General features: G+C 69.4%; 16 protein-coding genes and 2 tRNA genes. 7 read left to right on the forward strand and 11 right to left on the reverse strand.

Annotated elements, in window-relative coordinates:
• Positions 1 to 93 precede the first annotated feature (93 nt).
• A complete protein-coding gene (locus tag MUY14_RS27905) occupies positions 94 to 507 on the forward strand; it encodes an Lsr2 family protein (protein ID WP_247013439.1) in 414 nt (137 codons plus the stop codon).
• A gap of 172 nt (positions 508 to 679) precedes the next feature.
• Here MUY14_RS27905 and MUY14_RS27910 read toward each other — a convergent pair whose 3' ends face one another.
• Positions 680 to 1,810 (reverse strand): iron-containing alcohol dehydrogenase family protein, encoded by a 1,131-nt coding sequence (locus MUY14_RS27910; protein ID WP_247013441.1) that lies wholly within the window; start codon positions 1,808 to 1,810, stop codon positions 680 to 682.
• Positions 1,811 to 1,918: 108 nt separating this feature from the next.
• Complete coding sequence (locus MUY14_RS27915; RefSeq protein ID WP_247013443.1) at positions 1,919 to 3,028, reverse strand: mandelate racemase/muconate lactonizing enzyme family protein; 1,110 nt, start codon at positions 3,026 to 3,028, stop codon at positions 1,919 to 1,921.
• A 183-nt stretch (positions 3,029 to 3,211) separates the two neighbouring features.
• Here MUY14_RS27915 and MUY14_RS27920 point away from each other — a divergent pair, with 183 nt between their 5' ends.
• The 4 genes from MUY14_RS27920 (at position 3,212) to MUY14_RS27935 (ending at position 7,971) form a co-directional block, all read left to right on the forward strand.
• Positions 3,212 to 3,991: an IclR family transcriptional regulator gene (locus MUY14_RS27920; RefSeq protein WP_247013445.1), complete on the forward strand. Its 780-nt coding sequence runs from the start codon at positions 3,212 to 3,214 to the stop codon at positions 3,989 to 3,991.
• A gap of 259 nt (positions 3,992 to 4,250) precedes the next feature.
• Positions 4,251 to 5,000: an alpha/beta fold hydrolase gene (locus tag MUY14_RS27925; RefSeq protein WP_247013447.1), complete on the forward strand. Its 750-nt coding sequence runs from the start codon at positions 4,251 to 4,253 to the stop codon at positions 4,998 to 5,000.
• A 188-nt stretch (positions 5,001 to 5,188) separates the two neighbouring features.
• Positions 5,189 to 7,096, forward strand: coding sequence for an FAD-dependent oxidoreductase (locus MUY14_RS27930; protein ID WP_247013449.1), 1,908 nt, complete (start codon positions 5,189 to 5,191; stop codon positions 7,094 to 7,096).
• Positions 7,093 to 7,971, forward strand: a complete 879-nt coding sequence (locus MUY14_RS27935; protein ID WP_281506186.1) for a patatin-like phospholipase family protein — start codon at positions 7,093 to 7,095, stop codon at positions 7,969 to 7,971. The genes MUY14_RS27930 and MUY14_RS27935 overlap by 4 nt, the downstream gene beginning before the upstream one ends.
• Before the next feature lies 1 nt (position 7,972).
• On the opposite strand, the gene MUY14_RS27940 is transcribed toward MUY14_RS27935, so the two are convergent.
• The gene (locus tag MUY14_RS27940) at positions 7,973 to 9,181 is read right to left on the reverse strand and encodes an FAD-dependent oxidoreductase (RefSeq protein ID WP_247013453.1); all 1,209 of its coding nucleotides are present in this window, start codon (positions 9,179 to 9,181) and stop codon (positions 7,973 to 7,975) included.
• 557 nt (positions 9,182 to 9,738) lie between these two features.
• On the reverse strand, positions 9,739 to 9,891 hold the full coding sequence (locus tag MUY14_RS27945; protein ID WP_247013455.1) for a hypothetical protein: 153 nt from the start codon (positions 9,889 to 9,891) through the stop codon (positions 9,739 to 9,741).
• Positions 9,892 to 9,986: 95 nt separating this feature from the next.
• On the opposite strand from MUY14_RS27945, the gene MUY14_RS27950 reads away from it, so the two are divergent.
• Positions 9,987 to 10,601 carry an RNA polymerase sigma factor gene (locus MUY14_RS27950; protein WP_247013457.1) on the forward strand — a complete coding sequence of 205 codons (615 nt, stop codon included), beginning with the start codon at positions 9,987 to 9,989 and terminating at the stop codon, positions 10,599 to 10,601.
• A 516-nt stretch (positions 10,602 to 11,117) separates the two neighbouring features.
• Here the strand turns inward: MUY14_RS27950 and MUY14_RS27955 are convergent.
• From MUY14_RS27955 to MUY14_RS27965, 3 genes are all read right to left on the reverse strand, one after another.
• Positions 11,118 to 11,193: transfer RNA gene (locus MUY14_RS27955), tRNA-Glu, on the reverse strand.
• A gap of 99 nt (positions 11,194 to 11,292) precedes the next feature.
• Positions 11,293 to 11,364 (reverse strand) — tRNA-Gln (locus tag MUY14_RS27960).
• Between the two features lie 49 nt (positions 11,365 to 11,413).
• A complete protein-coding gene (locus MUY14_RS27965) occupies positions 11,414 to 12,241 on the reverse strand; it encodes an HAD family hydrolase (RefSeq protein ID WP_247013459.1) in 828 nt (275 codons plus the stop codon).
• A 399-nt stretch (positions 12,242 to 12,640) separates the two neighbouring features.
• Here MUY14_RS27965 and MUY14_RS27970 point away from each other — a divergent pair, with 399 nt between their 5' ends.
• Positions 12,641 to 13,879: an FAD-dependent oxidoreductase gene (locus MUY14_RS27970; protein ID WP_247013461.1), complete on the forward strand. Its 1,239-nt coding sequence runs from the start codon at positions 12,641 to 12,643 to the stop codon at positions 13,877 to 13,879.
• A gap of 15 nt (positions 13,880 to 13,894) precedes the next feature.
• Here MUY14_RS27970 and MUY14_RS27975 read toward each other — a convergent pair whose 3' ends face one another.
• The 4 genes from MUY14_RS27975 to MUY14_RS27990 form a co-directional block, all read right to left on the reverse strand.
• A complete protein-coding gene (locus MUY14_RS27975; RefSeq protein ID WP_247013462.1) occupies positions 13,895 to 14,665 on the reverse strand; it encodes a fumarylacetoacetate hydrolase family protein in 771 nt (256 codons plus the stop codon).
• Between the two features lie 9 nt (positions 14,666 to 14,674).
• Complete coding sequence (gene cimA, locus MUY14_RS27980) at positions 14,675 to 16,363, reverse strand: citramalate synthase (RefSeq protein ID WP_247013464.1); 1,689 nt, start codon at positions 16,361 to 16,363, stop codon at positions 14,675 to 14,677.
• Between the two features lie 910 nt (positions 16,364 to 17,273).
• Positions 17,274 to 18,314, reverse strand: coding sequence for a 3-isopropylmalate dehydrogenase (locus tag MUY14_RS27985; RefSeq protein ID WP_247013466.1), 1,041 nt, complete (start codon positions 18,312 to 18,314; stop codon positions 17,274 to 17,276).
• Positions 18,315 to 18,542: 228 nt separating this feature from the next.
• Positions 18,543 to 21,905: a S8 family serine peptidase gene (locus MUY14_RS27990; protein WP_247013468.1), complete on the reverse strand. Its 3,363-nt coding sequence runs from the start codon at positions 21,903 to 21,905 to the stop codon at positions 18,543 to 18,545.
• Positions 21,906 to 22,115: the final 210 nt, after the last annotated feature.

A 22,115-nucleotide genomic window follows, 5' to 3' on the forward strand; every position in this document is an offset into this window, starting at 1 on the left:
GACTGGATACACTCCACCGAAGGACGTCGACCATTGTGCAACTTGTCACACGTCACGTTCCCCCGGACGCACATCCAGCTGAGGAGCATTCCCGTGGCCCAGAAAGTCCTCGTCGAGATCCTGGACGACATCGACGGCAGCAAAGCCGCCCAGACCGTTCAGTTCGGCCTCGACGGCGTCACCTACGAAATCGACCTGTCGGACGACAACGCCGCCAGCCTGCGCGACGAACTGGCCCGCTACGTCTCGGCCGGCCGTCGCATCGGTGGCCGCAAGGTCCGCGTGGCCACCGGCCAGTCGACGACGACCAGCACGACCGACCGCGAGCGCAACCAGCAGATCCGCGCCTGGGCCAACGCGAACGGCTACGAGGTCTCCGAGCGCGGCCGCCTTTCTTCCGAGGTGATCGCGGCTTACGAGCAGGCCCAGGTCGAGGAAGCGGAAACCCCCGCGGCCGCCCCGCGCAAGCGTGCCCCGCGCAAGAAGGTCGCCGCCGCGAAGAAGTAAGGCGGTGGCCGGCAGATCACTGGGGACCCGGCCCGTTGGCGGCAAGGACTGAACACCCTCGCCGCCGACGGAGGCCATTTCCCCACCCGGCCCGGCAACGGCCAGCGATCAACCCGTCACTTTTGGCAGTAACCCGAATTCCGGGCCGGCATTCTTTTCCTCGCGAAGCTCGTCAGTAAACCGACTCGAGCAGCGAGACGACCTCGGCTTCCGCAGGCAGCCTCGGCGCGTTCTTCGTCACAGCGTCAGCCACCGCGTCCGCCGCGATGACCGCGATCCTCGCCCGGTCCACCCCCAGCTCCCGCACCGGCCGTTTGATGCCGAGCACGCCGGAAACCTCCCGCACCGCCCCGATCGCCGCCTCCGCCGTAGCCGGCGTCACCCGCAGCGCCCACGCCGTGCTCTCGTAAGCCGAAGCGGCCGCCTCCACGCTGAACTCCATGACCTCCTCCAGCACGGCGGCCAGCGCGACACCGTGCGGCGTCCCGGTGTGTGCGGTCAGCGCGTGCCCGATGCCGTGGACCAGCCCGAGTCCCGACAGCGTCAACGCGTGCCCCGCCAGGTGCGCCCCCAGCATGACCTGAGCACGCGCCTGGAGATCCCCGCCGTCCCGGAACGCGACCGGCAACCAGCGGCCGACGAGGCTGATCGCCTGCGTGGCGTACGCGGCCGAGATCGGGCTGGACCCGCGTGAAGACAGCGACTCGATGCCGTGGACCAGGGCATCCAGCCCCGAAGCGGCCGTGACCGGCGCAGGCAACCCCACCGTCAGCTCGGGATCCAGCACGGCGATCCGCGGCTTCACCGACGGGTGTCCGATGTAGACCTTGCGGCAGGCGCGGACGTCCTCGGTGACGCCGAAGCCGTTGGTCTCCGCACCGGTCCCCGACGTCGTCGGGACCGCGATCAGCGGCAGCCCGCCGGCGGCGTCCCACAGGCGGTCGGCGTCCGCGGCGGCGGCCGCCGGGTTGCCCGCGAGCAGGGAAATCCCCTTCGCCGCGTCCAGCGCGGAACCCCCGCCGAGCGCGAGCACGGCCGCGTCGCCGAACGCGCGCAAGCGGGCGGCACCGCGGTCCAGCTCGGCCGTCGACGGGTTCGGCCCCACGTCTTCGTGCACGACGTACTCGATCCCGGCCCGCGCCAGGATCTTCTCGACGCGGCCGACGATCCCGGTGGCCCGCAGGCCGCGGTCGGTGACCACGAACACCCGGGCGTGCCCCACCACCTCGACGAAAGCGGGCAGTTCGGCGACGACGCCGGGGCCGTATTCAGTGCGGCCGCCCGGCTCCACGGACAAGCGCATGCTGCCTCCTTCAGACCACGGGGACGGTGGGCATCGCGCCCGGGAAAGTCTCGTCCGAAGTGGACGCGACGAACGGCCGGGTCTCGGGCGCGCGCCGGGCGTCTCGGGTCAGATCCGCCACCGTCGCACCGCCTCTTCGTCCAGTTCGACGCCGAGCCCGGGCCGCCGCGGCACCTCGACCTCGCCGGCGGCGTTGATCAGCACCGGTTCGGCGAGCATGAAGTCGCGGCGTTCGGGCGTCCACCCGGGCGGGTCCCAGGGGAACTCGAAGTACGGCCCGCCGCCGACGCCGGCCGAGACGTGCAGGTTGGCCAGCACGCCGATGCCGTTGGTCCAGCTGTGCGGCGTGAACGCGCGGTGCTTGAGCTGCGCCAGCTCGGCCAGCGTGCGCGCGCGGAGCATGCCGACCGCGAGCACGACGTCCATCTGGTAGACGTCCAGGACGTCCTCTTCCAGGTAGCGCAGCAGCTCCGGCACCGAGTGCTGCATCTCTCCCGCGGCGATCCGCACGCCCGGGTTCTCGGCACGGAGGGTCCTGAACCCGGCGAGGTCGTGGTAGGGCAACGGTTCCTCGACCCAGAGCACGTCCAGCTCGGCGAGCCGGCGCACGAGCTTCCGCGTCCCGGCCAGGTCGGCCGCGGCGCCGGTGTCCCCGGCCATCCGCCAGGACTGGTTGAGGTCGACCATGATCCCGAAGTCCGGGCCGAGCGCCTCCCGCACGGCGGCGACGGCGGCGACACCTTCGGCCACGCGGTCCCGGTCGATCCGGATCTTCATCGCCCGGAACCCGGCTTCCCGGGCCCGCAGTGCGGTTTCGGCCCGCTCCCCCGGCGGCTTCAGCTCGGCCGAGGAGGCGTACGCGGGCAGCGCGCGGGCGGCGTTCCCGAAGAGCGCCGCCACGGGCAGGCCGGCGACCTGGCCGATGACGTCCCAGAGCGCGGCCTCCAGCGGCCAGAAGCGGCCGCCGTGGAAGTTGGCGGTCTCGATCGCCTTGACGTGCCGGACGATGTCGAGGGGATCTTCACCGAGGAACAGGTGCTCGACGGCCTCGAAGCCGGCCATGGTGTCACCGGAGCCGACGCCGGTGACACCTTGGTCGGTGTGCACGCGCACGACGGTGGCGTCGAAGTACCGGCGCGGATCCGGATCCCAGGCCGCGCACAACGGCGGATCGAGCTCGAGCCGCAGCCGATCGAGAGTGACGGCGGTGATCTTCACCCGGCCACCGCCCCGCCGCCGAAGGCTTCACCGATGAGCGCGGTGGACGCGAAAGTCATGGGAGCTCCAGCTCATGGGGACTGCGGCCGATCCGACGGTAGGTTCGCCGGAAATCGCCGGGCAAGACTCACCCGCCGATTGCAATCCCCGTTGCGCTGACGCCAACCCGGTACGTTCCGTGCCATGCCCACCCCCGCCCGGCACCAGGGTCACGGCCTGCGCCGCGACCTGGACCTGCTGGAGGCACTGGCCTCCCCCGAGGCGCAGCGAGCGGGTGAGCTGGGCGTGGTCCGCCTCGCCCAGCTCACCGGCCGCGAGAAGAGCCAGGTGTCCCGCGCTTTGAAGGCCCTGGCCGAGGAGGGAGTGGTCGAGCGCGACCCGGACACCCTCGGCTACCGCCTGGGCTGGCGCCTGTTTTCGCTGGTCGCCCGAACGGTCGAAGACCGCCTGGTGCGCACCGCCGAACCGGTGATGCGCGAACTGTCGGCCGAGCTCGAGGAGACGAGCCACCTCTGCGTGCTGCGCGACCAGGAGGTGTTGACGCTGCTGTCGGTGTCGGGCCATTCGTTCCGAGTCCACGACTGGGAAGGCCGAGGCGTCCCGGCCCACCGCACCTCGGCGGGCCGGGTGCTGCTGTCCGACGCCACCCCGGACGAGCTGTACGTCCGCTTCGCCGCTGCTCCCGAGGCGCCTGCACTGCCGGAGCTGTGGCTACGCATCCAGGAAGCCCGCCGGGCCGGTTACGCCCAGGTCCGAGAGGAGTTCGAGCCGGGGCTGGCAGGGGTCTCAGCCCCGATCCGAGACTTCCGCGGCCGCGTGGTGGCGGCGTTGAACGTCTCGGCACCGGCTTGCCGCTTGAGCGAGCGTCTGGAGGCCGCCGGCGAGGAGACAGCAAAGGCAGCGGCAACGATTTCCGCCCACCTGGGCTGGGAGTCCCGCCCGCAACCGGCCCGCCTCACCTGAGCCCCACGGATCAAGATGTCGTGATCAGGTTCGAGTCACAAAGCACTTCGGCGTGCTGGCTGACCGCGTCCGACGTCGGTGGAACCCCGCTCCGAGCATCGAACTCCGTCACCTGACCGACGGTCGAAGGGCGTACCGCACCCGTGTGGGCAGATACTGGACGGCATGCGAAGGTCCACGCAGCTGGTGCCGGAGCGGGTCAGGGCCGGATCCCTTACGGCGAACCGGTCGACGGCGACGGCACTGTTCGGAGGCGCGGGTGCACCCTGAAGCCCGGTGGCACCAGCCACTGTTCGCCGAAGTGAACGGCGGTCGAGTCGCGTATCGGATGCTGGGGCCGAGGTCGGGACCGCCGGTCGTGTTGCTCCACGGTCTGGCAAGCAGTGCTGTCACTTGGCAGTCGTTCGCCGCCGCGTTGGCCACGGCAGGCCGTTGGGTCATCGCACCTGATCTACGCGGCCACGGCCTCAGCGCAAACCGGGACAGCTACGCGTTCGACGAATTCCGGCTCGACGTCGAAGCCCTGCTGGCGGAACTGGATGTCGGCCAGGCGGACCTGGTAGGGCACTCGCTCGGGGGCCGCTTCGCGACCATGATCGCGCAATGCCGTCCCGCGCTCGTCCGCCGCTTGGTGCTCGAGGAGATGCGACCGCCGATCCAGGAGGTGACGGCACTCAGCCGGGTCGGGTTGCTGGCGGGCTCTTCTCGCATGGCTCGGCACCTCGGGCTGGTGTCTCGCTTGTGGACGTTCGACCGCTCGATGGCCCGCTCGGTGGTCCAGCAGTTCAGCAAGCCCGCTCCCGAGTGGTGGTCCGCTTTGCCGGCCGTGACAGCACGGACTCTGGTCCTCCACGGCGGACCCCGCGGCTACGCGCCACTCGACCGGCTGCTACGCGTCGCAGCGCTGATTCCGGATTGTCGCCTGACAACCGTCGATGCCGGCCATCGCATACACAGCTCGCGTCCCGACGAATTCAATGCCGCGGTACTGCCCTTCCTCCGGGACTGAGCCGTCGGCGGCCACCGCGGTAATTCCCTTTCTCGCTCTATTCTTCGAATAACATCAACCACTAGTGCATTGGAGTGACCACCCGATGACGCCGTAACAAGGCCAAGCCGCCCCTCGACTGGGTTTGCATCGAAGACTCCCCCAAGACAATTCTTGTGTCACAACCGACACGCGACGGAGAGTGGCTGATGAAGATCTGCGTTGTCGGATCAGGAATTTCCGGGCTTTCCACGGCACACTACCTCACCGACCGATCCGATGTTTCGGTCACCGTACTGGAAGGCGAGGCGCAATTCGGCGGACGCGCCAACGTCACGGATTCGGGCGAGCACTGCACCCGCTTGTTCCTGGCCGACTACCGATACCTGCTGGGCTTGTTCCAGGAGATCCCCGGCGCCGAAGGGGGAACCGTGCTCGACTCACTGCAGCGCTGCCACCGCTTCGCCAACCGCAGTGACGGGACCTGGGTCGAGATCGATCACATCTACGCATTCCTGGCCAAGACTCCCGGCTTGTCGATGCGAGACAAGGTGGCCATCGCGCGTTCCAACTGGCAGGCCATTCTCGTCGCCCGGCGAAGCGTACAGTCTTCGAACATATTCGGCTCCGTCTGGAACTGGTCAGCGCATTCCCTGACCCGGGCGATGGCCAGTTCACGAAGCGAATCGACCACCTACGCCCTGCCCGGATCGACAGATCGTTGGCTCATCGATCCGTGGCTGGCTTTCCTCCGCGACCGCGGGGTCGAGTTCAGAGCCGACAGCCGCGTCGAGCGGATATCGCGGACGCCCGGCGGCGTCGAAGTCAGGACGACCGGCGGAGAGGAACACTACGACGCGGTCGTCTTCACAGGGTTCGTACACGACGCCTATGCCCTCCTCGACAGGTCGAGTGTCGCGCGCCCGATGGACTGTCGTCGGCACACCCATTGCAAGGCCTTCACGATCGACCTCGATCCGCGCGAAGAAGTCCTCGAAGCCGATTCGGTCCGGATCTACGCCGGCGCCGGCATCACCACCGTCGTGCAACCCGCAGAAGGCCGCTGTGTCACTCTAGCGGCCTTTCCCAAGTCGACCGAAGATCAGTACATCGTCGACCACGTCACGGCCCAGTTGAACCTGGCCCATCCGCCGCTCCGGGTGCGGACCAGAACGAATCTCTCGCCCTCGGAGGCCGTGTTCGTCGGTGAGTACGTCGACCCCCGCCCGCTCGAGCAGGCGTTCGGTGATCGCGTCTTCTTCGCGGGAAGCTACACCCGGAACAGCTATCCGCTGGATTCCGCCGAAGGCGCCTGCCGATCCGCGTTCAACGCGGTCAGCAGGCTGGCACGCACCGATCCGGAAGTCACACCCCGGTCGGTCTTGGGATTGCCGGCCGCGGAACCGCCGCCACGCCAGGTGACTCGGACCCATCCCAACGCGCCCGCGCTCACCCGGGTGGATCGGGCACTGCGGAAAGCCGCGACGACGATCACCGCGGGCTGGGTGCCGCTGCTGGCCGACGTCGTGTTCGACGATGTCAGCGGACGCTCCTGGCCGCTTGCGGGGCCGGCCGTCTACGTCGCCAACCACCGATCGATCTTCGACGTGTTCGCAGGAGTGCTGGCGTTCCGGCACCTCGGTGTTTCACCGCGCCTGGTCATCGCCGAGAAGTACTTCCACCTCGGAGCCTTCGGCAAGGTCCTGCACGCGACCGGGGCGTTGCCCGCACTGCGCGGGTCCGACGCCACGGTCACCGCCGGAGCGGCAGCGATCCGCGCCGGCGAGTCCGTCGCGATCATGCCGGAGGGGAGGATCACGACGCCGGACGAAGCCGAGACAGCCGAGTACGGCCGAGGCGCCGCGGCGATCGCGCTCTCGACGGGCGTCCCGATAGTCCCGATCGGGGCGATCGGTGCTCACCGGGTGTGGGCCGGTTCCCGTCCGTGGCCGCTGGTCAAATTGCGCCGACCGGAGGTCTTGATCAGGATCGGTGCGCCGATCGACCCGGCCGGCCACGACTGCCGGCAGCTGACCGACCGCGTCCGCGAAGCGGTTCGTGCACTGGAAACCGGAGGCAACTCGGAGCCCCGCGCAGAGCGGAGGGCGGCCGCGTGACCGGTACTTCTCGGACGCACCGGTTGGCGACGCCGATCGCGTTCGTCTTCGGAGGCGGTGCCGCCTCGACAGCGTCACAAGTCGGCATGCTGGCAGCGGTCCTCGGCGCGGGTGTCCGCCCGGATCTCATCGTCGGGACGTCGGCAGGGGCGCTCAACGGCGTCGTCCTGGCCGACGACCCACGGAACGCGGTCGCACGGCTCACCGCCGTGTGGAGCAGTTGTGACCGCTCCCGGGTGATCGGGGATTCCCGGCTCAGGCAGGTGCGCAACCTCCTGGGCGGGCACTACATGTTCCGCAACAAGAGGCTGGCCGGACTGTTCACGGCCGAGGTGACCGCTCGGTCCTTCGCCGAGTTGACCATCCCGTTCGCCTGCGTGGCGACGGACCTCGCGACCGGAGAACCAGCCCTTCTCGAGCAGGGCGACCTGGTCGACGCGCTGCTGGCGACTTGCGCGATTCCCGGCGTCTTCCCCCTGATCCGGCGTGACGGCAAACTGCTCGCCGACGGCGGCTACGTCGCCAACGTCCCGATCCGGCAGGCGATCGATCTCGGCGCCGCCTCGCTCGTCGTGTTCGACGGCCGTCCTCGTCTGGCGACCCGTGGCGAGCCGAAGGACGTCCGGGACTCGACGACGGCGGCGTTCGCGGCCGCCCTCAACCGCCAGTACGTCAACGACATCGAGTTCGCCAGGGAGACCATGCCGGTACTCTGCCTTCCCGGTCAGCCCACGGGACACGTCAAGGGCTTCGACTTCGGAAATTCCGCCAAGATGATCTCCGACGCGCAGGATGCTTCCCGGCATTTCCTGCGCCAGGACCTCCTCAGACCGCCCGCCACCAGTCCCAGGAACAACACCGACGTCGTGGCCTAGCTCAAGGTGTGGTGAGGCGATTCCGCACCGCTCGGTTCAGCTCTTCGACCGCCAGCTGGGCGGAGCGGATCGCCGACTCCGCCGAGTCGTAGGGATACCCCGAAGCCAGCCACGAACCGGCGAGCGACACACCGGCCGGCCCGCCGGCCAGGACCTTCGCGGCTTTCGGCATCGTGGCGGACCACACCGCCGCCCCCGGCGCCAGGTTGTCCCGGACCCGGACCCGTCCGAAACCGTGCTGAAGCAGCAGGAACAACCGCACCAGCTCGAGCACGTAAGCGTCATCGGTGGACACCGACTTGGTGCACAGGACGACGCACCGGGAGGCGGCAGGCTGAACGAGGATCGCAATCCCCGCCCGGCAGTACAACTGGGGAAGGGAGTCAGCGAGCACCTGTTCGCGTCCGTCCAGTTCGACGGTCAGGACTTTGCAGTGCGAATGGCGCAAGGACGCCGGCAACCGGTGGGCGATGCGGCTCGAATCGAGCACAACGCCGAGATCACTGGGGAAGAGAGCCAGGACGACGGCGTCGTAGACATCGTCGCCCTGGTCGGTGAACGACAGCCGGGTGATCTCGTGGTTCGTGTTGAGGCGGACGTTCTGCTCCTGCAGATGCCTGCGTAGTGGAGCAACGAGAAAGTGGTCTGTCGAACCGGGAAACGCGTAGACCCGGTCGGTTCGCCACGCCTGCCGGATCATCGTGGCGGCGCTCGCTATCGAATACTGCCGCCAGCTCCCGAACACGTTGAGGTTCGGTCCGTGAGCCGCCGCCACCAACGGCTTCTCCTTACCGCGTCGGTACATCGTCCAGCGATCGCGCAGGGAGAGCCCGGACGCCCGGAACCGGTTGAGGTGATCGATCTCGATCCACTCGCCCCGCGGTCCCCATTCCATCCGCCGAACCGGCGTGATCGAGTCGGCCACGGTCGTGTGCCCGCGAGCCCCCGGTACCCGAGCCAGCAACTGGCGGGTCGCGTCGTAGTCGGGAAGCAGCAGCCGGGTGCAGTGCTCGCCTTCACCGGGGCCCTCCGCGGCCCGGCCGCCGAACACTTCGTTCTTTTCGAAGACCGTGACCTCCCATCGCCGTTCTGCGGCGAGCAGCGTGGCCGCGGCCAACCCGGCCAGACCACCGCCGACCACCGCCACTTTGTTCCCGGCAGCCGGCCCGGCCGGCCCACCGTTGCGGATGTACAGCGTCGAACGGTTCATCACTGCCCTCGGTTCGGGTTCGGTGCTGCTCCTGGCCGGACCGTCTCGTCCGCACGGATCAGGAGTCGCTGCCGGCACCTCGGACTGCTACGGCGGGAAGACGACAAAGAGGTCACGATCGATGTGACTCACCGTGCTCCGGCACTTCGCTACCGGACGCTCCTGCGTCATCCCCGTTGGCCGGCCCACGAGTTCGACCCGCTCTACGGACGGGCACTCACCCTGCGGTACTCCGAACTTGGCAACGAGCTCGGCGGCGAGCAGCACATCAGTCCGTACGCAGTGCGCGTGCCGGCCGACCATCGGCGCGAAGCAACCGTGCGGATCACCGCCGCTGTGAAGGATGTCCTGTTCAGACCTCCGATCACGGCCACGTCCGAACGCGCAGCATGGGAGCAGTTGCGCGAGAAGCGGCGCCGCGCCACCGAAAGATGATGGCAGCTTCGATATCTCGACCTGGTTCTCAGGACTCCAGCACACGTTCGTCCGCGCGAGGCCGGCTCCCCGTCGATGTCACAGTTCACGCCTCCGGCCGCTCTAGGTGACGTACCAGCTCATCACACCGAGGGAAGGTGATCAGTCGTCGTGACTTCTCTGTTGGTGGTCGCCGCGACCGCCGTCGCCAGTACGGCCGTGGCGATGGCCAGGATCTGCGCGAAAGCTCGAAGCCGGACCTCCGGGATCCGGCGGTCGATCGTCCGGGACTTCACCCGTGGCGCTCCGCCCGGCAGTACGCTCACCACGTTCGGGCAAGGAAGCCGAACCTGGGTCACCATCGGAGGGCCCGGGGAGGAGCCGGGTATTCATGGCCGACGATGACGGAGCTCGTACCGAAGCGCAACACCACGCACGGCGGCAGTTGTTCACGCCGTCTTCGCTCGATCGGCAGCCCGTCACCACCCGGAGCCGCGCGGATCGTCTGCGTGCCGACTACTCGCGGTTCTACCGCGCCGAGTCGGCTCCTCTCACAGGATTCCTGATCATGGCTTTCGGAGCGTCCGTCGAGGATGCCTGGGATGCGGCACAAACGGCCTTCACGAGCGCGTGGGTCAAATGGGCCACCCTGTCCGACAATCGCATGGCGAGAAAAGCCTGGCTCCGGACGACCGCTACTCGGGCGTACTGGCGCCTCAGCCCGGACCGGACGCACCGGTCGCACCACGATGTACCCGATCACCCGGATACCGGCCTGATGCCCGATGACGTCGTCGCTCTCGCGAACAGCACGACCGACGCCCGCCTCGTGCTCGACACACTCCCACCGACCCAGCGACTGCACCTGACCTGGCACCTGGACGGCTACACCAACGCGGAAATCGCTGCACAGACGGGCAAGAACGAAGCTGCCGTCCGCAAGAACATCTCCCGCGCGCTGACCACGCTCAGCCTCAGGCTCAAGGCGGTGTCCCATGACCAGTGATCCACATCCGGAAAGTGGCGCGACGCCCGATGCCGACGACGTCGCCGCGGTCTACGCCTTCTTGGGCCGCGCATCCGACGAGTTGCTCGGAGGCCTGGACCGGGTTCTGCCCGTCGAAGCCGCCATCTCCGCCACGATCGGCCCTGATTCCCCGATTCCCAAAGCTCCGCCTCGGAGCCGCAAGGAACGACGGGCCCGTCGGATCCGGCGGTGGGAACGGCGACCGACCACCGGATAGCAGTGGCCTGGTATGGCCCGCGGCCTCACTCACGCTGGCGTCCGGCGTGAGTGAGTCCCCGTGCCATCACCTGCATCTGCAGGTCCGTGATCGGGAAGAACGTCACCCGACTCAGCGTCCACGTACACGGTCCGGGTGATGAGGCAACGATCATGGTCGAACTACCTGCCAAGCACTTACCCAGGTCGGCGCAAGCTGCGGAAAGAATCTCCGACGCCCTGGCATAAACACAGCAAAAGCCGCACCGACCTGAGTCGACGCGGCTTCTTCGATACTGCTGGTACCCCCGATGGGATTCGAACCCACGCTACCGGCGTGAGAGGCCGGCGTCCTAGGCCGCTAGACGACGGGGGCTAGGAACTTCCTGGTTTCCCAGGGCTTTTCGGTTTTTCTTGCTGGAGAGAACTTACCAGAGGCGATTTCTCGCTCTGCAGGGGGGGTCACTCTCCGCAGCTGGGGTACCAGGACTCGAACCTAGACTAACTGGACCAGAACCAGTCGTGCTGCCAATTACACCATACCCCAGTGAGGTACTTTCCCGGCTTGCCGGTCCAGCACCGCACGAGGAGAAATACTAGAGCACGCCGTTCCCGACCGTGAAAGCGGGGGTCTCGGCTCGGCGCTGGGCGGGGACGCCGATCGTCGCGTACTCGGAAACCAGCAGCTCAGGGAGCTCGGCGAGGCCGGCCAGCGTGTGGACGCCCGCCGGGGCGCGCTCGCCGATGCCGTCGCGATCGAGCCAGATCGCGCCGAGGCCCGCGTCGCGGGCGCCGATCGCGTCCGTGTCCAGTTTGTCGCCGATGTGGACCGCCTGGTCCGGGGCGCAGTCCATGCCCAGGCACACCGTGTGGAACATCACCGGGTCGGGCTTCGCCACGCCCAGTTCGCCCGCGATGGCCACGTGGTCGAAGAACGGGGCCAGGCCGAGGTCGGCGATCTTGCGCCGCTGGTGGACGCCCGAGGCGTTCGTCACCGCCGCCAGGGCCAGGCCGGCCGCGCGGAGCCACTCCAGGCACGGGAGGACGTCGTCGAACAGCTGCCACGAATGATCGAGCAGTTCTCTTCGGCGGCGCTCGAACGAGCTCACCTGCTCGGCGTCGGCGAAGATGCCGAGCTCGGCCAGGAAACAGTCCGTGCGCCGCTGGTGCATGGTCGCGTAGTCGAGTTCGCCGGCGACGACCAAGGCGACGTGCTCTTCGGTGATCAAGTCCCACAGCGGCCACAGGTCGCCCCGGCCGGTGAGGATGTGGAGGGTGCGGCGGATCGCGGCGGTGCAGTCGATCAGGGTGTCGTCGATGTCCAGGCACACCAGCCGCAACTCGGGCGGCGCCCAGGGCTCGGACGCTCCCGCGGCGGGCGAGGCGGTTCGCGAAGGGGTCCGGGGTGCCAAGGCGAAATCCACCCAGTGAGGCTAGGGCAACCGCCGCGTTCGCGACGCTGCCAAAGAGGTGATTGGCGCACGCCCGTTCCGGCGCAGCCGCTCTACTCCCAGTTGGCGAACCGTCTTCTGCCGGTTACCCGACACCGATCGCGGGCGACGTCGACTCCTCCGGTGCGGACCGTTCCCACTCCGCGAAAACCCTTGCGGTGCTTGGAGATCCGTTCCGTCCACAAGCGCGGACCGGCCATCCCGCGGCGTGGCCGGGCAAAGTCGACCAACAGTCGCGTTTGGACGGTTTCCGGCAACCACCGGGCCGTAGCCCGATCAGCGTATCCCCGGTCACAGCCCTTGACGCCGAGGTTCGGCGGGTGCATCCTCACCTTATTCAACAAGTGATGAATAGATGGGGAGATGGTCGAGATGACCGAACGCACGGGCTGCGTCGTCATCGGTGGCGGGCCGGCCGGGATGGTCACGGGGCTTTTGCTGGCCCGGGCCGGCGTCGAGGTGACGGTGCTGGAGAAGCACGCGGACTTCCTGCGCGACTTCCGCGGCGACACGGTGCACCCGTCCACGCTGACACTGCTGGACGAGCTGGGCCTCGGCGAGAAGTTCCACGCGCTGCCGCACAGCGAACTGACGTCCGCCGGGTTCCCGCAGGAGAACGGCGAGGTGATGAAGCTGGCCGACTTCACCCGGTTGAAGGTCGCCCACCGGTACATCGCGATGGTGCCGCAGTGGGACTTCCTCGACCTGCTCGCCGAGAGCGCCCGCAAGGAGCCGACGTTCGTCCAGCGGATGGAGACCGAGTGCACCGGCCTGGTCCGGGAGCACGGCCGCGTCGCCGGCGTCACCTACCGCACGAAGGACGGCGAGACCGGGGAAATCCGAGCCGACCTGGTGATCGCGGCCGACGGACGCTGGTCGCTGGCGCGCCGCGAAGCCGATCTGGTGCCGCGGGAGTACGACTGCCCGTTCGACGTCTGGTGGTTCCGGCTCTCGCGCAAGGACGGCGACGTGGGCGGCATGCTCATGCCGAGGATGCGCGACCGCCGTTTCGCCGTGCCGCTCCCCCGGCCCGACTTCTTCCAGGTCGCCTACCTCGGCCCGAAGGGCGACGATCTGCGCGAGCAGGGCATCGAGGTGTTCCGCGACAACGTCACGCAGATCTGCCCGGAGTTCGCCGACCGGGTGCACGAGCTGGAGACGATGGACGACGTCAAGTTCCTCGACGTGCGGCTCAACCTGCTGCGCAGGTGGCACGTCGACGGGCTGCTCTGCATCGGCGACGCGGCGCACGCGATGTCGCCCATCGGCGGCGTCGGGATCAACCTCGCGGTGCAGGACGCGGTCGCGGCGGCGACGCTGCTGGCCGAGCCGCTGCGCCGGGGCCGCCCGTCGCCGGCGGACCTGGCGAAGGTGCGCGGACGGCGGCTGGCACCGACACTGCTGGTGCAGGGGCTGCAGCGGCTGCTGCACCGGACCGTGATGCGCGCGGTGATGGCGGGCAAGCGCAACGGCCCGCCGGCGCCGATGATCAAGCTGTTCGCGCGGTTCCCGCGGCTGTCGTACTTCCCGGCCCGGCTCCTCGGCCTCGGGCTGCGGCCGGAGCACGCTCCGGCGTTCGCCCGGCGGCCGATGGAGCCGGCCCGGCGCTGAATCGAAAAGCGGGGACTAGACGTTCTCGACCGGGTTGGTCAGGGTGCCGATGCCTTCGATGGTGATCGAGACGCTCTGGCCGCCCTCGATCGGGCCGACCCCCTCCGGGGTGCCGGTCAGGATGACGTCGCCGGGCAGCAGCGTCATCACGCCGGAGACGAACTCGACCAGCTCGGGGATCTTGTGGACCAGGTCGGACGTGCGGCCGTCCTGCTTGAGCTCGCCGTCCACCTCGGCCTTCAAGGACAGGTCGGACGCGTCGAGCGACGTCTCGATCCACGGGCCGAGCGGGCAGAACGTGTCGAAGCCCTTGGCGCGGCCCCACTGGCCGTCGGACTTCTGCAGGTCGCGCGCGCTGACGTCGTTCGCGACCGTGTAGCCGAGGATCGCGCTCGCGGCGCGGGCGGCCGGCACGTTCTTCACCGGCTGCCCGATCACGATGGCCAGCTCGCCCTCGAAGTCGACGCGGCCGACACCGGACGGGCGCCGGATCGGCGCGTTCGGGCCCACGACCGTGGTCGACGGCTTGAGGAACAGCATCGGGGCGCTGGGCACCTCGTTGCCGAACTCGGCCGCGTGCTTGGCGTAGTTCCGGCCGACGGCGATCACCTTCGACGGCAGGATCGGCGCGAGCAGCCGGACGTCGGCCAGCGGCCACCGCTTGCCGGTGAAGTTGGGGTTGCCGAAGGGGTGTTCGGCGATTTCCAGGACCTGGGCGTCGTCGCCGTCCCCTTCGACCGAAGCGAACGCGACACCACCGGGATGAGCAATACGGGCTAGGCGCACTTCGTCAGTCTACGTCCGCCCACCCAACGGCTTTCGGGGGTTCCGGGTGGCGGAGCCCCCGGCCCGGGCCGGGGGCCCGGATGTCACAGTGACCGGGGCCACGGTCGAGCTCTTGTGGACCAGCGCGTCGCACAGCGCCAGCCAGCTGGCCTCGACGATGTTCCCGTGCACGCCCACGGTGGTCCACTCGCGTTCGCCGTCGGTGCTTTCGACCAGCACGCGCGTGACGGCGTCGGTGCCCGGGTGGCCCTGCAGGATGCGGACCTTGTAGTCGGCGAGCTCCACACTGTCCAACCAGGACAGGTGCGGCGACAGCGCCTTCCGCAGGGCCGCGTCGAGCGCGTGCACCGGGCCGATGCCCTCGGCGGTGGCGATGACGCGCTGGCCGCCGACGTGCACCTTGACCGTCGCCTCGGACACGACTTCGGCGTCGGCGCGGTGGTCCAGCACCACGCGGTAGGACTCGAGCTCGAACGGCGCCTCGGCGGGGACGTCGGCCTCCTGGCGCAGCAGCAGTTCCAGGGAGGCGTCGGCGGCCTCGAAGGACCAGCCTTCGGATTCTAGGCGCTTGACCTTGGTGATGGCGCTCGTCAGCGCTTCGGGCCGGCCGGCAAGGTCGACCCCGAGCTCACGTCCCTTGAGCTCGAGGCTGGCCCTGCCGGCCATCTCGGTGACCAGCACCCGCATGTCGTTGCCGACGGAAGACGGATCGATGTGGTTGTACAGCAACGGATCCACCTTGATCGCGCTCGCGTGCAGTCCTGCCTTGTGGGCAAAAGCCGACGCCCCTACGTAAGCCTGGTGGGTGTAGGGGGCGAGGTTCGCGATTTCGGCAAGGGCATGGGAGACCCGGGTCAGCTCGGCCGCTCCTCCGGTCGGGAGGACGTCCATGCCGAGCTTGGTCACGAGGTTCCCTGTCACGGCGAAGAGGTCGGCGTTGCCGGCCCGTTCCCCGTAACCGTTGGCGGTGCACTGGACGTGCGTCACGCCGGCCTGCACCGCGGCGACGGAGTTCGCCACGGCGCAGGAAGTGTCGTCCTGACAGTGGATCCCGAGGCGGAATCCGGTCTTTTCCTTGATCTCCCGGACGGTTCCGGCGAGGTCGAGCGGCAGCTGCCCGCCGTTGGTGTCGCAGAGCACGAGGACGTCGGCGCCCGCGTGGGCGGCGGCGTCGAGGACCCGCAGCGAGGTCTCGGGCGAGTGGGCGTAGCCGTCGAAGAAGTGCTCGGCGTCGAGGAAAACGCGGCGGCCTTCCTGCACGAGGAATTCGACGGTGTCCCTGACCATCGCGCAGGCTTCGTCGATGTCGACGCGCAGGGCGCGTTCGATGTGGCGCAGATCGGACTTCGCGACGAGCGTGATGACCGGCGCTTCGCTGTCGAGCAGGGCCCGGACCTGCGGATCGGCGTCGGCGGTGGTGTCGGCCTTGCGGGTGGCGCCGAACGCCACGAGGGCCGCGTGGTTCAGCTTGAGCTCGCCCTTCGCGGCGCGGGCGAAGAATTCGGTGTCCTTGGGGAGCGCACCGGGCCAGCCGCCTTCGATGAACCCGACGCCCAGCTCGTCCAGCAGCCGCGCGACGGCGAGCTTGTCCTGGACCGAGTAGGTGATGCCTTCGCGCTGCGCCCCGTCGCGAAGCGTCGTGTCGTAGAGGTGGAAGGCGTCACCCAGCGGCGTATCGGCGGGCTCCTGGCGGGTCACGGTCATCTCCTAGCGTTTCGAGGCAACAAAAAAACCTCCCGCAAGGGTGCGAGAGGTTGCGCGCCGGGTGCTCTTGTGGAGCTACCGTCCGGCGCGCTCGTCGATAATGATCGCGAAGCTGGTCACGGTCGCATCATGCCACAGGGTTTCGCGCGGAGTCCACAAACTGGGTCAAGCTCCCACGATCCGGGAACACCCCCACCGGACAGGCCCCACCGCTCCCTGGGGGCTGACCCCGGTCCAGTCTATCGGCGGCCCCCGACAGAACCGGCCGGAAAGCCGTTGGGCGGGCGGCTTGTCCACATCACGGCGGCCATGTGGACAAGCGGGCCCGCACCGTCGGACGGGACCGGCCCGCACCGCCGGACAGGACCGGCCCGCACCATCGAACAGGACCGGCCCGCACCGCCGGACAGGACCGGCCCGCACCGCCGGACAGGACCGGCCCGCACCGCCGGACAGGACCGGCCCGCACCGTCGAGCAGGACCGGCCCGCACCGTCGAGCGAGACTGACCCGCACCATCGGACAGGACCGGCCCACACCGTCGAGCGAGACTGACCCGCACCATCGGACAGGACCGGCCCACACCGTCGAGCGAGACTGACCCGCACCATCGGACAGGACCGACCCCCACCATCGAACAGGACCGACCCGCGTCATCGGACCGATCCGGCCCGAGCCGCCGGACGAGACTGGCCGCCCGTCGGCGAAGCTCCCCTGAAAGGTCTTGAACGAGTCGTTCAGGACCTCCGGCGACCTCAACGACTCATTCAAGACCGCTACGCGTCCAGGCGCCCGAACGGACGGGGAACGACTTCACCGGCCCCCAAAGCGCGTAGCACAAAGCCCACCCGAAGGCACGAAAAAGGCCCCGCGCCGAAACGCGGGGCCTTCCCGGAGAACGAAACTCAGCCCGCCGTCCGGACATTGGACGAAACCAACGCCGCCAGCCGGTCGCCGATCGCGGTGGTCGCGCCCGGTGAAGCCTGGTCCCGTGTGGCCAGGTCGAACGCCACCGAAGCCTCGATCCGCCGCGCCGCTTCCTTCTGGCCCAGGTGGTCCAGCAGCAGCGACACCGACAGCACCGCCGCCGTCGGGTCCGCCAGGCCCTGGCCGGCGATGTCCGGTGCCGAACCGTGGACCGGCTCGAACATGCTCGGGTTGCGGCGGGTCATGTCCAGGTTGCCGCTCGCCGCCAGCCCGATTCCGCCCGTCACCGCCGCCGCGAGGTCGGTGATGATGTCGCCGAACAGGTTGTCCGTCACGATCACGTCGAACCGGGACGGGTCCGTCACCAGGTGGATGGTCGCCGCGTCCACGTGGGAGTAGGCGACCGTCACCTCCGGGTGCTCCAGCGAAACCTCTTCGACGATCCGCGACCAGAGCGAACCGGCGAACGAGAGCACGTTGGTCTTGTGCACGAGCGTCAGGTGCTTGCGCGGCCGGGCCTCGGCCCGGTTGAACGCGTCCGCCACCACGCGCCGGATGCCGAACGCCGTGTTGACGCTGACCTCCGTCGCGATCTCGTGCTCGGTGTCCTTGCGGATCAGGCCGCCAGTGCCCGCGTACGGGCCTTCGGTGCCTTCACGCACGACCACCATGTCGACGTCGCCCGCGTCGGCCAGCGGTCCCCGGACACCCGGGTACAGCCGCGCCGGGCGCAGGTTGACGTGGTGGTCCATCTCGAACCGCAGGCGCAGCAGGAGCCCGCGCTCGAGGATGCCGCTCGGCACCGTCGGGTCGCCGACCGCGCCCAGCAGGATCGCGTCGTGCTGGCGGAGCTCGCCGAGGACCGACTCCGGGAGCAGCTCCCCCGTCGAGTGCCACCGGGCGGCGCCGAGGTCGTAGTTCGTGATCTCCGCCGTCGGTGCCACTTCGCCGAGCACCTTGAGCGCCTCGGCGACCACCTCGGGCCCGATCCCGTCACCTGGGATCACCGCGAGCCGCATCCACACACCTCCGTCGACCGGACCACCGGCCGCACCGATGGCCCACCGCAACAAAACGCCAGCAGCCGGAAGGTTACCGGCCGTAGACAAATGGCCGTAGCCGCACCACCCTTATGCCGCATCCTCCCGCAGGGTGAGACACCCAATCGGGTGAATACGGGCAAGGGCGCCCCCGGCGGAAAACCACCGGAGACGCCCCTGTCCTGCACAGATCGATCTTGCCGGGGACTAGTGGTGACCAGCCCCGATCGGCTGACGGCCGTGCGCCGCCTGCCCGCCCTGCGCGGCGTCCACCTTGACCACGTTCGCCCGGTTCCCCGCGGCGTTGTGGTGCTCGATGGCGAGCAGCCCGAGCGCGTTGTCCGCCGCGGCCGAGGCCGCGTTGCGGGTGACGACCAGCGCCGTGCCCGGCTTCGCGACGTAGCCCAGCGCCGCGTCGCCGCCGCCCTGGACGGAGTAGCCCGGGGCGAGCGCGTCGAACGAAAGCGGCGTGCCGGCGTAGTCGATCAGCCCGTTCGTCGTGCCCGGCGCGACGTAGAACCCGCTGACGCCCACCGTGTAGGAGATGCGGTGGCTGTCGGCGTTCGCGTCGATGCCCAGCGCGGACAGCGAGACCGGCAACGTGATCACGTTCGTGTCGAACACGTTGGTGTCGACGTCGCCGAGCTGGCCGTTGACCGCCTGGACGTCCACGGTCGGGAAGCCCGCGCCCAGCGAGACCGTGACGGCCAGCAGGGCGTCCGTGGCGGTCGCCTTCGTCACGTAGGTCTCGAAGTCCGGCTGCCCGTCCCCGGTGGTGTCGATGTCGACGAACGGCGAGGTGTTGCTGCCGATGTTCGCCCAGTCGCCCCACGTGGAGAGGCCGAACGCGAGGAGCGCGTTCTCCGGCTCGCCCTGCGCCTTCGCCAGCGGAGCGGTCGAAGCCGCGCCGATGTAGCGGAGGTCGCCGCCCTTGGCCGTCTTGTTCAGCGTGCAGTCGGTGACCACGTCCGCGTCGCACTCGGCCAGCTGCGGGGACTCCGCCTGCAGCTCGAGCACGCTGATCAGCGAGCGGTACCGCTGCGCGCCGGAGCCCTGGTCGACGCCCTTGCCGCCCAGGTTCAGCACGGCCTGGGTGGCGTCGGCGCCGAACTTCACCGACTGCGGCGTGGAAATCGTCGAAACCGGCTTCGGCGCGGAGTAGACCGACACCCGCAGCGGCACCTTGGCGCCGCTGGTGGGCGTGAAGGCGACGCGGCCGGAGGCGTCCGCGACGAACTGCCGGGCCAGGCCGGCCTGGGTGGCCTGCATGGTCGGGTCCATGACCTTGCGCAGCGCCTTCGGGTCGGTGATCTTCAGCGTCACCTTGACCTTGGCGGTGCCGCGCGGGGTCAGCTTCACCGTCTGCTTGTCCACTGTGTACTCGACGCCCGGCAGCGCGGTGACCGCCTGGTAGGCGACGGTGTACTCGGCCGGCGTGACGCCCTTGTTGACCAGCTTGATCGTCTTCGACAGCGTCACCGGCCCGGACGCCTCGACCGTGCCGAAGCTGACGCTGACCGCGCCCGGGTCGTCCTGGACGTAGGCGAGCACCTGGTTGTCCAGCGCCGCCTTGGCGTCGATCCGGCCGCTGCCGACGCGCTGCGGCGCGTAGGTGTGGCCGGCGCTGTCGGAGACGTCGTGGCCGGCGGTGTCGATGACCGACGCCTTGACCTCTTCGACCGACCAGTCCGGGTGGGACTGGCGGACCAGCGCGGTGATGCCCGCGGTGTGCGGGGCCGCCATCGACGTGCCGCTCAGGACCGTCCGGCCGTTGCCGCTGCCGCGGAACGCCGAGGTGATCGTGTCACCCGGCGCGGCGACGTCCGGCTTGACGGCCGGGCCGCGGGTGCCGCGCGAGGTGAACGAGCTCGGGGTGTCCACGATCGTCTTGTCGTAGGTCTGGACCGAGGCGCGCCCGGTGCCGTAGAGCCGGATCTGCAGCGTGCCCGCGGTCAGCGCCGCGCGCAGCGTCTTCGTGGCGGAGCCGGTGAATTGGAACATCGGGATCGCCGCGTTGCCCGCGATGCCGGCGCTGAAGTGCTCCAAAGTGGACGAAAGCAGGGCGCCCTTCGCTCCGGCCGCCTGAGCGTTGTTGGCACGCGCGGCCGAACCGCAGGCGCGGGTCGAGTCGTTGTCGTCCCACTCCAGCCAGACGAACTTGCCGGCCGCCTTCGCCTTGTCATCGGCGGAGTACGGCGCGCAGCCCGCGCTGTTCGCCGCCGACAGGGCGACGACCGGCGCGGTCAGGTTCAGCGTGTCGTAGCCGGTGTAGTTCTGGCTGTACTGCCCGGTCTTCTGACCCTTGGCCGCGGTCGGCGCGGTGGCCTCGGCGGCGTCGCGCAGGATGCCCGCGTCACGCGTGCTGGCGACGGTGAGCGCTTCGGGGGTGTTGCCCGGCGAACCGGCGATGTCGTTGATGTCGCCGCCGTTGCCCGCCGAGATCACCGGCAGCACGTTGTTCGCGGCGAGCTTGCGCACGAACAGCGAGTCCGGGTCGTCCGGGGCGCCGAAGTCGGAGCCCAGCGACAGGTTGACGACGTCGAGGTGGTCGGTGAAGTCGCCGTCGCCGTCCGGGTCGAGCGCCCAGTCCAGCGCCTGCGAGGTGACGTTCGTCGAGCCCGCGCAGCCGAACACCTTGATGGCGTAGAGGAGCGACTTCGGCGCCGTGCCCGGGCCGATCTGCATCGCGTCGACCTTCTTGGCGTCCAGCTTCTTGTAGTCGCCCTTGAAGGTCTTGCCGTCGGCGGTGACACCGAAGCCGCCGATGGTGCCGGCGACGTGCGTGCCGTGCTCACCGCAGGCGAGCGGGTTCGGGTCCGGCTTCGGGGTGGTCTTCCCTGCCGTCGCGGCGTCGTAGTCGTCGCCGACGAGGTCCGTGCCGCCGACGACCTTCGCGCTGGGGAACAGCGGGGTCGCCTTCGTGCTGTCGACGCTCTTGTACGCGGCCGGCGTGCCGGGGCCGCCGAAGTCGGCGTGGGTGTAGTCGATGCCGTCGTCGATGACGCCGACGCGGACGCCGTCGCCGAACTTGCCGGTCTGCTGCCACGCCGCGAGGGTGTTGGTCAGCTGCTCGGCGCTGGCGTTGGTGCGGGTCTTCGGCACGACCGTGCGGATCGCGACGACGTCCGCCCGCTTCGCGACTTCGCGCAGCTTCGCGGCGTCCGCGGTGACGACCACGCCGGGGACGGCGTTGGCGGTCTGGGTGACGACCTGCGGCTGGGCGTTGCCCGAGCGCAGCTGGTTCACGACCGAGTCCACGGCGGCGGCGGTGTCCGCCTTGGCGGCGCGAGCGGCTCGCTTGGCCTGCTCCTTGCCCTGCGGCTGCGTGGCGGTGAACGCGTCGACGGCGGGCTTCTTGGCCAGCTCGACGAACGCGGTGACGCGGCCCTGCGCGGCGCCGAGCCGGGGCGAGAGCTTGCCCTGCAGCTTCGCGTCGTCGATCTTCGCCGGCGAGACGCCGTCGGCGAGCGGAGCGTCCGCCGCGCCCGCGACCGGCGCGCCCAGCGCGGCCGCCAGCACGACGGCGAAGAACGCCGTCGTGGCGCGAGCGGGTAAGCGGGATCTGCTCATGAGTCGGCCCCTTACTCGAGGTCTGGACCCGAACCTGCCTGCCGCTCCTGACACCCCCGACGGTGAAGCGCGGCAAAGCGCCGTGCCCTCGACGGCGCGTGGTTCAACCTCGCGGGGAGAACCTAATGCCCCAAAACACCTACTTACGTAGGCAAAGGACTCCGTTATGTAGTTGTGATTGCGCACGAAGGCCCCCTGCCGGGTGACAGG

The organism is Amycolatopsis sp. FBCC-B4732 (genome assembly GCF_023008405.1).
GTDB lineage: Bacteria > Actinomycetota > Actinomycetes > Mycobacteriales > Pseudonocardiaceae > Amycolatopsis > Amycolatopsis pretoriensis_A.

Bases quoted from the DNA above. Each gene is read 5' to 3' on its own strand.
- MUY14_RS27910 (WP_247013441.1), bottom strand. From the start codon at position 1,810: ATGCGCTTGTCCGTGGAGCCGGGCGGCCGCACTGAATACGGCCCCGGC.
- MUY14_RS27920 (WP_247013445.1), top strand. From the start codon at position 3,212: ATGCCCACCCCCGCCCGGCACCAGGGTCACGGCCTGCGCCGCGACCTG.
- MUY14_RS27930 (WP_247013449.1), top strand. From the start codon at position 5,189: ATGAAGATCTGCGTTGTCGGATCAGGAATTTCCGGGCTTTCCACGGCA.
- MUY14_RS27940 (WP_247013453.1), bottom strand. From the start codon at position 9,181: ATGAACCGTTCGACGCTGTACATCCGCAACGGTGGGCCGGCCGGGCCG.
- MUY14_RS27950 (WP_247013457.1), top strand. From the start codon at position 9,987: ATGGCCGACGATGACGGAGCTCGTACCGAAGCGCAACACCACGCACGG.
- MUY14_RS27970 (WP_247013461.1), top strand. From the start codon at position 12,641: ATGACCGAACGCACGGGCTGCGTCGTCATCGGTGGCGGGCCGGCCGGG.
- MUY14_RS27985 (WP_247013466.1), bottom strand. From the start codon at position 18,314: ATGCGGCTCGCGGTGATCCCAGGTGACGGGATCGGGCCCGAGGTGGTC.
- MUY14_RS27990 (WP_247013468.1), bottom strand. From the start codon at position 21,905: ATGAGCAGATCCCGCTTACCCGCTCGCGCCACGACGGCGTTCTTCGCC.